This window comes from Actinoallomurus sp. CA-150999, from assembly GCF_050942425.1.
Classification (GTDB): domain Bacteria; phylum Actinomycetota; class Actinomycetes; order Streptosporangiales; family Streptosporangiaceae; genus Actinoallomurus.
On the sequence record NZ_CP192063.1, the window covers coordinates 8,621,914 to 8,634,404 of the forward strand.

The 12,491-nt window shown below is 69.8% G+C and carries 13 protein-coding genes and 1 pseudogene; 8 read left to right on the top strand and 6 right to left on the bottom strand.

What is annotated here, in order from left to right; genetic code table 11:
* The gene (locus ACQP2O_RS39910; RefSeq protein ID WP_433174375.1) at positions 1-1,587 is read right to left on the bottom strand and encodes an MFS transporter; all 1,587 of its coding nucleotides are present in this window, start codon (positions 1,585-1,587) and stop codon (positions 1-3) included.
* Between the two features lie 110 nt (positions 1,588-1,697).
* Here ACQP2O_RS39910 and ACQP2O_RS39915 point away from each other — a divergent pair, with 110 nt between their 5' ends.
* From ACQP2O_RS39915 to ACQP2O_RS39940, 6 genes are all read left to right on the top strand, one after another.
* Positions 1,698-2,186: a MarR family winged helix-turn-helix transcriptional regulator gene (locus tag ACQP2O_RS39915; RefSeq protein ID WP_433174376.1), complete on the top strand. Its 489-nt coding sequence runs from the start codon at positions 1,698-1,700 to the stop codon at positions 2,184-2,186.
* 74 nt (positions 2,187-2,260) lie between these two features.
* Complete coding sequence (locus ACQP2O_RS39920) at positions 2,261-3,754, top strand: DHA2 family efflux MFS transporter permease subunit (protein WP_433174377.1); 1,494 nt, start codon at positions 2,261-2,263, stop codon at positions 3,752-3,754.
* 38 nt (positions 3,755-3,792) lie between these two features.
* The gene (locus ACQP2O_RS39925) at positions 3,793-4,269 is read left to right on the top strand and encodes a TIGR03618 family F420-dependent PPOX class oxidoreductase (RefSeq protein ID WP_433174378.1); all 477 of its coding nucleotides are present in this window, start codon (positions 3,793-3,795) and stop codon (positions 4,267-4,269) included.
* A 147-nt stretch (positions 4,270-4,416) separates the two neighbouring features.
* Positions 4,417-4,791 carry a hypothetical protein gene (locus ACQP2O_RS39930; RefSeq protein WP_433174379.1) on the top strand — a complete coding sequence of 125 codons (375 nt, stop codon included), beginning with the start codon at positions 4,417-4,419 and terminating at the stop codon, positions 4,789-4,791.
* A gap of 71 nt (positions 4,792-4,862) precedes the next feature.
* Complete coding sequence (locus tag ACQP2O_RS39935) at positions 4,863-5,159, top strand: hypothetical protein (protein WP_433174381.1); 297 nt, start codon at positions 4,863-4,865, stop codon at positions 5,157-5,159.
* A 249-nt stretch (positions 5,160-5,408) separates the two neighbouring features.
* Positions 5,409-6,299, top strand: a complete 891-nt coding sequence (locus ACQP2O_RS39940) for an esterase/lipase family protein (RefSeq protein ID WP_433174382.1) — start codon at positions 5,409-5,411, stop codon at positions 6,297-6,299.
* A 17-nt stretch (positions 6,300-6,316) separates the two neighbouring features.
* On the opposite strand, the gene ACQP2O_RS39945 is transcribed toward ACQP2O_RS39940, so the two are convergent.
* From ACQP2O_RS39945 to ACQP2O_RS39955, 3 genes and pseudogenes are all read right to left on the bottom strand, one after another.
* The gene (locus tag ACQP2O_RS39945) at positions 6,317-7,288 is read right to left on the bottom strand and encodes a hypothetical protein (protein ID WP_433174383.1); all 972 of its coding nucleotides are present in this window, start codon (positions 7,286-7,288) and stop codon (positions 6,317-6,319) included.
* 212 nt (positions 7,289-7,500) lie between these two features.
* Complete coding sequence (tnpB, locus tag ACQP2O_RS39950; protein ID WP_433174384.1) at positions 7,501-8,955, bottom strand: IS607 family element RNA-guided endonuclease TnpB; 1,455 nt, start codon at positions 8,953-8,955, stop codon at positions 7,501-7,503.
* Positions 8,952-9,173: pseudogene (locus ACQP2O_RS39955) on the bottom strand (IS607 family transposase); the annotation flags it as partial. The gene tnpB and the pseudogene ACQP2O_RS39955, both read right to left, overlap by 4 nt.
* Positions 9,174-9,348: 175 nt before the next feature.
* Here ACQP2O_RS39955 and ACQP2O_RS39960 point away from each other — a divergent pair.
* The gene (locus tag ACQP2O_RS39960) at positions 9,349-10,347 is read left to right on the top strand and encodes a zinc-dependent alcohol dehydrogenase family protein (protein ID WP_433174385.1); all 999 of its coding nucleotides are present in this window, start codon (positions 9,349-9,351) and stop codon (positions 10,345-10,347) included.
* A 23-nt stretch (positions 10,348-10,370) separates the two neighbouring features.
* Here ACQP2O_RS39960 and ACQP2O_RS39965 read toward each other — a convergent pair whose 3' ends face one another.
* Positions 10,371-10,922 carry a TetR/AcrR family transcriptional regulator gene (locus ACQP2O_RS39965; RefSeq protein ID WP_433174386.1) on the bottom strand — a complete coding sequence of 184 codons (552 nt, stop codon included), beginning with the start codon at positions 10,920-10,922 and terminating at the stop codon, positions 10,371-10,373.
* A 95-nt stretch (positions 10,923-11,017) separates the two neighbouring features.
* Between ACQP2O_RS39965 and ACQP2O_RS39970 the strand changes: the two genes are divergently transcribed.
* The gene (locus tag ACQP2O_RS39970) at positions 11,018-11,755 is read left to right on the top strand and encodes an SDR family oxidoreductase (protein ID WP_433174387.1); all 738 of its coding nucleotides are present in this window, start codon (positions 11,018-11,020) and stop codon (positions 11,753-11,755) included.
* 37 nt (positions 11,756-11,792) lie between these two features.
* Here ACQP2O_RS39970 and ACQP2O_RS39975 read toward each other — a convergent pair whose 3' ends face one another.
* Positions 11,793-12,419 carry a TetR/AcrR family transcriptional regulator gene (locus ACQP2O_RS39975; RefSeq protein ID WP_433174388.1) on the bottom strand — a complete coding sequence of 209 codons (627 nt, stop codon included), beginning with the start codon at positions 12,417-12,419 and terminating at the stop codon, positions 11,793-11,795.
* Positions 12,420-12,491 lie beyond the last annotated feature (72 nt).

The following is a 12,491-nucleotide window of genomic DNA, read 5'->3' on the forward strand; positions in this document are numbered from 1 at the left end:
TCAGTGGCCGAGGGCGGGTTCGGTACTGGCCGGGTCCGGTGTCGCGCGCCGGTCGGTCGGCTGGGCGATCTCGGCGCGGCGCAGGATGGCGAAGGCAAGGACGGCGGCGGCCACCATGACCACGGCACCTGCGACGGCGGCGGCGTGCATGCCGTCGACGAACGCCGTGCGGGCGGCCCGCCGGACCACGTCACCGGCCCCTCCCGGCAGCCGGCCGGCCACCGCGAGCGCACCGCCCAGCGTCTCCCGTACGGCGTGCACCGCGTCGTGCGGCAGGCCGGCGGGCGTCGCGCCCGTGACGTCGTGGCGGTAGATCGCGGTCCCGACGCTGCCGAGGATCGCCATGCCGAGGGCGCCGCCGAACTCCGCGCCACACTCCACCAGCGCCGAGGCCGTCCCGGCGCGCTCGGGTGGTGCGGCACCGAGCACCATGTCGGTCACGAGGGTCATCACGACGGCCAGGCCGATGGCGTACACGCCGGCCCCCACGAGGATCACCAGGACCGAGGAGTCCGCGCGTACCTGGGTGAGACCGGCGAAGCCGAGCGCGGCGACGAGGAAGCCGGTGCCGATGATGTACGCCCGGTTCACCCGGCGGGCGAGCTGAGTGGCCAGGGGCGCGGCGACGCCGACGCCCAGCGACGGCACGAGGCTCCACAGCGCCGCAGTGAGGGGACTCATGCCGAGCACGGACTGCAGGTACTGCGTGGTGAAGATCGCGAAGCCGACCAGCGCGAACATGGCGATGAGGTTGGTCAGGATCGACCCGCTGAAGCCCCGGTTGCGGAACATCGCCAGGTCGATCATGGGATCGGGGCGGCGGGCCTGACGCCGGATGAAGACGACGCCGACGAGGAGGCCGGCGGCGATGCTCAGCACCCGCAGGAGGTCGACGCCGTCGGCCGCGATCTCCTTTACACCGTAGATCACAGGCAGTACGGCGCCCAGCGACAGCACCGAGCTCACCAGATCGAACCGGCCGGCCCCCGGGTTCTTGAACTCCGGCACCAGGAGCGGGGCGAAGACGAGGAGCAGCACCATGGCCGGGGTGTTGATGAGGAACACCGAACCCCACCAGAAGTGGTTCAGCAGCAGTCCGCTCAGGACCGGGCCGAGCGCGATGCCGCCCGTGGTGACGGCCGACCAGATGGCCACGGCGGTGCCGCGCTGCTTCTCGTCGTGGAACATGTTGCGGATCAGCGCCAGCGTCGAGGGCATCAGGGTCGCGCCGCCGACGCCGAGCACGGCTCGGGCGGCGATGAGCATGCCGGCGTTCTGGGCGTACGCCGCGGCGACCGACGCGAGGCCGAAGCCGAGCGCTCCGAACAGCAGGAGGCGGCGCCGGCCGATCCGGTCGCCGAGCGAGCCCATCGTGATGAGGAGCCCGGCGAGCACGAAGCCGTAGATGTCGAAGATCCACAGTTGCTCGGTGCTCGTCGGTTGCAGGGTCCGGCTGATGAACGGGACGGCGAAGTACAGCACCGACACGTCCATGGAGACGAGGAGGAGAGGGAGCAGGAGCACGCAGAGCGCGATCCACTCCTTGCGGCCGGCCTTGGCCGCGGTCTCGGCAGAGGGGGTTTCCATGGCCCGAAGCCTCGGCGCGACCGCTGACCGTCCGCGCACCATGCGCTGACCGGCCAGTTACGGCAGGCGATAGATAATCTGCAACTTTACGTATTTGCTAGATTGGCGGCATGACGACCAGCGCACCCTCCCGGACCGTTCCGGACATGTCGTACCTGCTCATGCACACCGCCCACGTGCTCACGACCCGGATGAGCGCCGCCTTCGAGGAGATCGGCATCACGCCGCGGGCGTACTGCGTGCTGTTCCACGCGCTCGAGGAGGAACGCACCCAGATCCAGCTGGCCGAGATCTCCGACCTGGACAAGACGACGATGGTCGTCACCGTGGACGAGCTGGAGAAGGCCGGACTCGCGGAGCGCCGGCCGTCGAGCCGGGACCGCCGCGCGCGGGTCATCTCCGTCACCGAGGCGGGCGAGCGGATCGTCGCCGAGGGGACGCGCATCGCCGACGGAGTGCACCGCGAGGTTCTGGAGGCGCTCCCCGACGGCGAGGGGGAGGTGCTCGTCAGTGCGCTGACCCGGCTCGCCGAGGGCCTCCTGTCGACGCCGGTGGAGTGCGACCGGCCGGTACGGCGGACCCGCCAGGCGCGAAAGTAAGTCCAAAGAAGATGGTCTACAACAAAACTATCTGCTAGCGTCTCACCCGGTTGACCTACGAACCGGGAGACGCCATGCACCCCTCTTCCCCTGTCCGCTCACGTACGGCGGCGCTCATCGCGCTGTGCGCCGGGACGCTCATGATCATCTTGGACGGCAGCATCGTGACGGTCGCGCTGCCGGCCATCCAGCGGGACCTGCGCTTCTCCCCCGCGAACCTCACCTGGACCATCAACGCCTACATGATCGCCTTCGGCGGTCTGCTCCTGCTGGCCGGACGGCTCGGCGATCTGATCGGCCGCAAGCGGGTGTTCGTCGCCGGCCTCGCGCTGTTCACGGCCGCGTCGCTGCTGTGCGGCCTCGCGACCGGCCAGGAGATGCTCATCGCCGCCCGGTTCATCCAGGGGATCGGAGGCGCGCTGACCTCCGCCGTGAGCCTCGGGATGATCATCACGCTGTTCCCCGAGCCGCGCGAACGCGGCACGGCGATCGGGGCGTTCAGCTTCGTCGGGGCCGCCGGCGCCTCGATCGGCCAGGTCCTCGGCGGCGTCCTCACCGAAGCGATCAACTGGCACTGGATCTTCTTCATCAACCTGCCGATCGGCGTGGCGACGCTCCTCCTCGCGATCCGGGTCCTGCCCGCGGACCGCGGCCTCGGCTTCGCGGCGGGTGCCGACGCCATCGGCGCCCTGCTGGTCACCGCGGGGCTGATGCTCACCGTCTACACGATCGTCCAGACGAGCCGCCACGGCTGGGCCGCCCCGTCCACGCTGGTCCTCGGCGCGATCTCCGTCGCCCTGCTGGCCGGCTTCGTCCTCCGGCAGGCCACCGCCGCCGCTCCCCTCCTGCCCCTGCGGATGTTCCGGTCGCGGAACGTCTCCGGCGCCAACGTCATCCAGGTCCTGATGGTCTCGGCCTTGTTCGGATTCCAGATCCTCATCGCGCTGTACCTGCAGAACGTCCAGGGGTACGGCGCCCTCGCCACCGGCCTGGCCCTGCTGCCGGCGGCCGGGATGATCGCGGCCGTCTCCCTCCTCCTCTCCGCGCGGCTGATCGCGCGGTTCGGCGAGCGGACCATGCTGCTCACCGGCCTGGCGCTGCTGGTCGCCGGCATCGGGCTGCTGACGCGACTGCCCGTGCACGCCGACTACGTCGTCGACCTGTTGCCGACGATGCTGCTGGCAGGCGGGTTCGGCCTCGCGATCTCGGCGCTGACCGCCCTCGGCATGTCGGGCGCGCGCCCCGACGACGCGGGCGTCGCCTCCGGGCTGTTCAGCACGACGCAGCAGGTCGGCGGCGCGCTCGGCGTCGCGGTGCTGTCCACTCTGGCGACCGCGCACACCACCCGGCTCGCGGCGCACGGGCACGACCGGGCGTCCGCGCTGACCGGCGGATTCCAACTGGCGTTCGGCATCGGCGCGAGCCTGCTCGCCGTCGCCTTCGTCCTCGCCCTGACGGTGCTCCGGCGACAGGGCACGACCGCCGCGGGCCCCGCCGACGTTCCCGCAGCCGTCGGCACCAAGGAAGGCGACGCCTCCGTGGCCACCGTCACCGCCCCCGGCCACTGACTCCGCACCCATCTCCCCTGGACAGAGGACCACGAACCATGAGCACCACCGACGACGCCCCCGGCTCCGGCCCCGCCCCCGTCGCCCTCTCCGACGACGCCCTCGTACGGTTCCTCGCCGAGCACCGGTTCGGGGCGCTGGCCACGAACAAGAGCAGCGGCCACCCCCACCTCTCAACCGTCGTGTATTCGTGGGACGGCGGGGAGCGCGTCGCCCGGATCAGCACCACGGCGGACCGGCTGAAGGTGCGGCACCTGCGGAAGGATCCCCGCAGCGCGCTGTACGTGAGCAGCGAGGACCACTGGTCGTTCGCCGTCGCCGAGGGCACGGCCGAGACCTCCCCCGTCACGACCACGCCCGGGGACCCCACGGGACTGGAACTGCTCGGCATGGTCCCGCCCTTCGCGGACCCCGAGGAGCAGGCCGCCTTCCTGAAGCAGATGGTGGCCGACCAACGACTGGTGATCCGGCTGCGGGTGAGCCGTCTGTACGGCACCGCACTGGACATCCGCTGACGTCCTACCCGCACTAGCTGGGAATTTTCGTCCGTGCTGAATCTCCTTGCCGATGACAGTTGGGCACAGACAACCTTTCAAAAGGGGGCCAGTTATCGGCGGCGACAGAATGCCGTCAAAGCCCACTACAGAGGCAGGGGGACGAAAATGAAGTTTCCAGGTAGGCGGCTGAGCACCGTCGGGATCATCGTCAGCGCAATGGCGCTGTCCGCGACCGTCACGGCCACCTCCGCCAGCGCCGCCACCATCCACGGCTGCCCGTCCGGGGACGTATGCATCTATCCCGGCGCCGGCTGGAACAACGACCAACCGTCGAACGAGTACTACAACTACGGCTGCTACAAGCTCTACAACCAGTACGGCACGCATCGCGTCCTCAACAACCAGACCGGCTACGCGCCGACCGACGGGTACATGAGCTCCAACTGCACCTCGGGCTTCGAGTATTACATCGAATCCGGCGGCGCTTGGGCGGATGTGAATCTGACGCCGGTCAACTCGATCGACCTCGTCGACAACTAAACCCGATCATGAAGTTTCCACGTAAACGGCTGAGCAGCATCGGGATCATTCTCAGCGCAATGACACTTCCCATGACCATCACGGCCACCTCCGCCAGCGCCGCCACCGCCCACGGCTGCCCGTCCGGGGACGTATGCATCTATCCCGGCGCCGGCTGGAACAACGACCAACCGTCGACCATTTACTACGGGCACGGCTGTTACGCGTTCTCCAGCCAGTTCGGCACGCATCGCATCCTCAACAACGGCTCCGCGCCGCTGTACGGGTACAAAGGCGCGGCCTGCGCCACGGATCCCGTCCTCACCATCGCAGCCGGCGGTTGGGCGGACGTGGATCTGACGCTGGTCGATTCGATCAAGATCGCTTAGACAAGCTCCGATCACACGCCGGCCGGATGCGACACCTCCCTGAAGCGGATGGTGGCCGGCCGGCCGCCGGTGATCCGTATCCGGCGGGGCGCTTCCGGCGCCTCGCCGAATACTCACCAGTATTCGTTACTTGACCGTTATTCGTAACGCTCTGGTCAGCTAGTTAACCCGCAGGTAACTTCCTCCCATAAGTGATCGGTTATGTGACCTGATTCACTTCGGCGCTCCCCCACGCTTCCGGGAGGAACCGTGCCCGCACGCCCCCGCACCCTCCGTACGCTCTGCCTCACCGCCGCAGCCCTCTCCGCCGCCCTCGTCGCCGTTCTGTCCGCCCCCGCGCACGCGGCCACCCCCATCGAGGCGGCCAAGGCGCTCGCCGCCCCCGGTGTTCCCGGCGCGAACGACTGGTCATGCCGGCCGACCGCCGCCCATCCCCGCCCCGTGATCCTCGTCCACGGCACCTTCGCCAACGGCAGCGTCAACTGGCTCACCGCGGCCCCCGCCCTCGCCGCGCGCGGATACTGCGTCTTCGCCCTCACCTACGGCGAGGTCTCCGGTGTCCCCGTCCTTCGCGCCGTCGCACCGGTGGCCGACTCGGCGGCCCAACTGTCGACGTTCGTCACCGGCGTCCTCGCCGCGACGGACTCCGCCCAGGTCGACATCGTCGGGCACTCGCAGGGCGGCATGATGCCGCGCTACTACCTGCGGTTCCTCGGCGGCGCGGCCAAGGTGCACTCCCTCGTCGGGCTGGCCCCCTCCAACCACGGGACCACCCTCGACGGCCTCGCCGCCCTGGCGTCCTCCTTCCCGGGCGCGCTCGACCTCCTGAACGCCGGCTGCCCGGCCTGCGTCGACCAGATGGTCGGATCGGCCCTGCTGACCAGGCTGAACGCCGGTGGCGACACGGTCCCGGGCGTCTCCTACACCGTCATCGCCACCAAGTACGACGAGGTCGTCACGCCGTACGGCACGCAGTTCCTCAGCGGCTCCGGCGTCCGCAACGTCACCGTGCAGAACCTCTGCCCGGTCGACATCTCCGAGCACGCCGCGATGGCCTTCGACCCGGTCGTGCTGCACGAGGTCGAGAACGCCCTCGACCCCGCCCACGCCACCACCACGACCTGCGCCTCCCACGGCTGAACCCGTCCCGGGGGCGGTCAGCCGCCCCCAGGGCCTTCCCTCCGTACGACCCGAAGGACCGCCGTCAGCAGCGTCAGGCCGGCGGCGATGCCGAGAGTGTGCTCGGCGACCGCCACCGCGGTGTACTCGGCGGTCGTGAAGCCCCCGGGTCGCAGGATCACCATCGGCAGCTTCCAGCCGCTCCACGCGAAGAGCGAGCCCGACGCCGCGAAGGCCAGGGTCGTCGGGATCCACCGCCGGAGCCCGGCGGGCCGGCCACGCGTGAGCGCCCACACGCTCCAGGCAGCGAGCAGGGCCCACAGTCCCGAACTGGCGTTCAGCAGCCGTCCGTTGAGATCCCAGTGATCGCGATGAGCCGGGTCGAAGCCCAGCGTCCCGCCCATGCCCCAGAAGCACCAGAGCATGCCCAGCCCGGCGGTCACGGCGAGCGCCGCCGTGACGAGTGGCGACGCGCCGGCCTCGCCGCTTTCGAGCCGGCCGAGGAAGGCACGCGGCCACCGCTCTCTCAGATAGATCGGCAGGGCCACCGCGAGCCCGACGGCCATCCCCGCGAACCCGATCGTGATGAGCGCCGTCTCCCACTGCGGCGCCGAACCGGACTTGTCCTGCCCACCGCCCAGGTCGGCGCCGAACGCGCCGAGGAGGCCCTGGGCCACCATGTACGGGATCATGGGAACGAGGAAGCCCGCCCCCACCCACGCGAAGAAGACCACCGGAGCGGCGGGCAGCCGGCGTCCCCACCGCTGGGCCAGCGCCAGCCCGAGTCCGACCCCGGTCGTCGCCATCGCCACGGTGACGGCGTTCAGCATCACCCAGTCGGCGGTGCCGAAACCCTCCGGGGCACGGCCGATGAACGCCGCGACGACCCAGATGACCTTGACGGCCAGGTAGGACCCCATGCTGAGCGCCGCGCCGTAACCGGCGATCCTGCGCGCGGCGCTCCAGCGCGCGCCCACGCCTTCCGGCGCTCCCGCCAGATCTCGCATCATCCGAACCAGCACTCCCCGTCGAGCCGATGTGACCCTGGCGAGCCTCGCGGAGACGCCGATCGGGCAGGACCCTCTGCGGTGTGAAGAGCCGATGATCCGCCTCCCCTTCGCGGGGGAGGCGTCGCACTGTCGTGGTGTCCTTCAGCCGTTGCCGAGGCCTTCGGTGAGTCTCGACAATCCCTGCCTTTCGGCCGGAATGGTTCGTAACGGTGTCACCAAGGCGTGAGGGCTTTGGTGTCCTGATGACGATGTTCCGCTTCCTTCTGTCGCTGATGCGGCAGGGTTGCGCCGCCTGCCCGCCCACCCGTGGCCTTACGGCTGCGGGTGGTGGCGCGGGTCTTGTGGTCGGCTCCACGGTCGTTCGACGCTTGCGCGTCCCGGTCTCCGGCCACTCCGGTACCGGTGGTGCGCCAAGCCGCCGCGAGGGCGGCGAGGTTTCGGGCTGCGTTCTCGTCCCGATCCATCACGAGCGGGCATTGGTCGCAGTCGAACACTCGGACGTGCAGCGGCAGCTTGGTTTTCACTGTGCCGCAGTTCGAGCAGGTCTTGGAGGACGGATACCAGCGGTTGGCCACGTGCAGCGTGCCGCCATTCCACCCGGTCTTGTAGGTGAGCTGACGCCGGATCTCCCCGAATCCGGCGTCAGCGATCTTCCGTGCAAGGCGCCGGTTACGAAGCATTCCGGCGACGTTGAGGTCTTCCACCACCACGTGCCCGCACTCTGCGGCGAGGGAGATAGTGAGCTTGTGCAGGGCATCCATGCGCAGGTTCGCCACCCGGTGGTGGACTCGGTTGCGCTGCGCGTCGGCCTTGAGCCACCGCTTCGAAGGCCTCTGTCCTGTGCGCCAGTCCGGGCCCTGACGGCGGGACACCTGCCGAGACAGGCGGCGTAGCTTCCTGAGGGCCCCGTCCAGATGGGCGGGGTTGGACTCGAATCGGACGTGGCCCTGGCTGTCGGCGATCACCGCCAGGTGCTTGACGCCGAGATCGACACCGGCCGCGACATCGGGCCGCTGCGGTTTGGCGGGAGCCTTCTCGACTTCGACCTGGAAGGAGACGAGCCATCGGCCGCGCTCCAGACGCACGGTGGCCGAAAGGATGCGGGCGCTGCCGTTCGCGATCCTGCGCTGGAGTTTGCGGGTGTTCTCGTGGGTGCGGATCGTGCCTAGCCGGGGCAGCGTCACATGCCGACGATCGCTCTCGAGGCGGATCGTGCCGGTGGTGAACCGGCAGGCCAGCCGAGCCTTGTGCTTCGACTTGCGCCGGGGCATCCCCACGCGCTTGCCCTTACGCTCATCCTTTTTAGACTTGGCGTAGTTGTCGAACGCCGCCGCCGCGCCTGCCAGGCCGGTGTTGTACGCCTCCTTGGAGTTCTCCTCCCACCACCCGGCGAACCGGGGATCGGTCTTCTTGACGCGGTTGAACTCCTTGCGCAGCGCGGGAAGCGAGTAGGGCCGCCACTCGGTCAGCTGATCTTCGCCGATGCCGTAGGACTCCTCCGCCTTCCGTTGCCACCACGAAGCACTCACCCACGACACCGCCCAGTTGTAGGCCGCACGAGCCGCACCACAATGCGACCTGAGCGCCTGCTCCTGCGTAACGTTGGGGTCCAGCGCAAAACGAAATGCCTGCACCAGACATCCAGGGCGCGGCTCGAACTTCTTCACCCGCAGGCCTCCCCGGTCGCCGCCGCCACCGCACGAGCTGCACGGTTCTTCGCTGCCCATTGCCCGTACAGGCGCGCGCACATCGACGTGAGCACGTCCGTCATGTCCTTCACCAAGCCGTCCGTGGACTCCTCCACCTCCAGGACCAGCAACTCGCGTCCGGTCGCGGCCAGAGCACCTTGCAGGTCCTCGACACCGAACCGAGCAAGCCGATCCTTGCATGAGTATGAACACGTCGCCCCAGGCAGTGCACCCGATTTTCGGCTCGCCGCCATCACGTCACTTCGTCGGCGGCAAGGGGCTCTACCAAAGTACGATACTGATCGAAGTTTGACAGCGATCGTACCTTCGCGCTTGAGTTGGGGCACCACGACGTCACGGAAGGACGACACGATGACCAGGACGGTGCGGTTCCACGAGCTCGGCGGCCCCGAGGTGATGCGGCTGGAGGACCTGGAGGTCGGCGAGCCGGGGCCGGGCGAGGTACGGATCCGGGTGGACGCGATCGGCCTGAACCGGGCCGAGGTGATGTGGCGGACCGGCCACTACATCGAGTCGGTGAAGCGGTTCCCCGCCAGGCTGGGCACCGAGGCCGCCGGTGAGATCGAGGCGGTCGGCGAGGGCGTCACCGGGCTGCGGCCCGGGCAGGCGGTCAGCACCGTGCCCGCGTTCTCGCAGAACGACTACGGGGTCTACGCCGAGCGGGCGATCGTGCCCGCCGCGGCGGTGGTGCGCCGTCCCGAAGGGCTCGGCGCGGCCGAGGGCGCGGCGGTGTGGATGCCGTACGTCACGGCCTACGGCGCGCTGGTGGAGGTGGGCGGGATGCGCCCCGGAGACACGGTGGTGCTGAACGCCGCGTCCAGCAGCGTGGGACTGGCCGCCATCCATGTCGCCGACCGCATCGGCGCCACGCCGATCGCCCTCACCCGTACCGCCGCCAAGAAGGAGGCACTGCTGAAGGAGGGCGCGGCGGAGGTGATCGTCACCGAGTCGGAGAACGTGGTCGAGCGGGTGCTGGCGGCGACCGGCGGACGGGGCGCCAAATTCGTCTTCGACGCGGTGGCCGGTCCCGGCGTGATGGAGCTGGCCAAGGTGGTCGCCGACGAGGGCACGCACCTGGTGTACGGGGGGCTGAGCGGCGAACCGACCCCCTATCCGGGGCTCGACCTCGGCATGCCCGCGCTGAGCATGCGCACCTACACCCTGTACGAGACGACGAGACGGCCCGAGCGGCTGCGCCGGGCTGCGGCCTTCGTGACCTCCGGGCTGCGCTCGGGCGCCTTCCGGCCCGTCGTGGACCGCACCTTCGACCTGGAGCGGATCGTCGAGGCCCACCGGTACCTGGAGTCGAACGCGCAGATCGGCAAGATCGTCGTCACCGTCGCGCACTGATCGCCGGGTCCGGCGGCGGCGGGCTACTCGCGACGGCGCAGTCCGTCGAGGACGACGTGGAGCAGGTGCCGGGCGCGGGTGTCCCACTCGGCCTGCTCGAGGCGGGTCAGGTAGCCGATGAGGAGGATGACGTCGCGGGCGTCGACGTCCGGACGGACGGTCCCGTCGGCCTTGCCGGCGTCGAGGAGCACGGTCAGCGCGTCGCCGATGGGGCCGAGGCTGTGGGCGGAGAGGTCCCGCCACACCGACGCTTCGACGGCGGCGAGCACTCCGCGCTTGACCTGCGCGTAGTCGACCACCTGGTCGAACCAGCGGGCCAGCGCGGTGAGGGGCTCATGTTCGGCGAGCAGCACCGGCGCCGCCGCCACGAGCTCGTCGACGTCCTCCCGGTAGACCTCGGCGAGCAAGTCCTCACGGGTCGGGAAGTGGCGGTAGAGAGTGCCCTGGCCGACCCCCGCCTGCTTGGCGATCGCGTTGAGCTTCACCTCATCCGCGTTGGCGAGGACCTCTCGTGCGACGCGGATGATCCGTGCGCGATTGTCGGCCGCGTCGGCCCGGCGGCGGGTTGAGTCCATCGTTCCTCTGCTCGGCGGCTGGCTAAGCGGACACGTGTCCGGTAACGTTCGGAGCTATACGGACACGTGTCCACTTTACTTTGGAGGGATCCCCCATGCCAGCCATCAGCGGCAAGGTCGTCGCCATCACCGGGGCGAGCAGCGGCATCGGCGAGGCCACGGCGCTCCTGCTCGCCGAGCACGGCGCGGCCGTCGTCCTCGGCGCGCGCCGGACCCAGCGCCTCGACGAGCTCGCCCAGGACATCCGCGACCGCGGTGGACGTGCCATCACGTGCGCCACCGACGTCACTCGCCGCGAGGACCTGGAAGGACTCGTCGGCCGGGCCGTGGCGGAGTTCGGCCGGCTCGACGTGCTGGTGGGCAACGCCGGCATCGCCAAGATCGGGCCCATGGCCGACCTCGACGTCGACGGCTGGTCCGCGATGATCGACGTCAATCTGCACGGAGTGCTCCACGGCATCGCCGCCGCTCTGCCGGTGTTCCGCCGGCAGGGCCAGGGCCACCTCGTGACCACGGTGTCGACGTCCGGCCTGAAGATCGTCCCCACCCAGGCGGTCTACGCCGCGACCAAGAACGCCGTCCGCACGCTCCTGGAAGCACTGCGACAGGAGTCGACCGACGGCATGCTCCGGACGACCGCGGTGTCGCCGGGCTATGTCCGCACCGAACTCGTCGACTCCGTCGACAACGCCGACGTCCGCGAGGCCCGCCGCAACATGGCCGAATTCGCCATCGCACCAGAAGCCGTCGCCCGCGCCATCGCCTTCGCCATCGAACAGCCTCACGACGTCGAGATCGGCGAGATCACCATCCGCCCGACCGTCCAGGGCTAGGGGGTGTGGGCTTCGCGGAGCGGTCGGCCAGGCGCATCTAGCCGGTGCGCTCGGGCGGTCGCATGTCGTTCGTGAAACGGTCGACCAGCGAATGGGCCAGCTGCGCGGTGCCCTGCACGGTGCTCCCGGTCATCGCCTGCAGTGCGCCGTCGCGGACGAGGGCGACCAGGCCGTGGGCGGCCGCCCAGGCCAGCAATGCCAGCTCCTGCGACGCCTCTGTCTCTTGCGGTCGCCCGCCCATGCCGGCCGTGGCCTGCCGCAGGACGGCGAACGAATCCTGCTGAGCGGCCTGCAGGTTCGGGTCGTCGGCGTGGAGTTGGTCCGGGCGGAACATCAGGTCGAACAGCGCCGGATTGTCCAGGCCGAACCGGAGATAGGCCCGTCCGAGCGCCGTGAACCGGGCGGACGCGTCCGGTCCGGCGTCGGCGGCGGCGGTGCCGAGTGCCTCGCCGAGCCGGCGGAAGCCTGCCGCGGCGACCGCGGTCAGCAGGCCGGCGCGGTCGCCGAAGTGCCACTTCGGCGTCGCCCGGGACACGCCCGCCCGCTCGGCGATGGCCCGCAGGCTCAGCCCGCTCACTCCACGTTCGACCAGTTCGGCATGGGCGGCGTCGAGCAGCGCGGCGCGTACGTCCGATGGGTACGCCGGGTCTGAGACCGGGCTCACGAGGACCTCCTTCCGCACAGTAGTTTGACAGCGTCAAACTCGCATGGCACTGTCGTTTCTGTCAACTTTGAC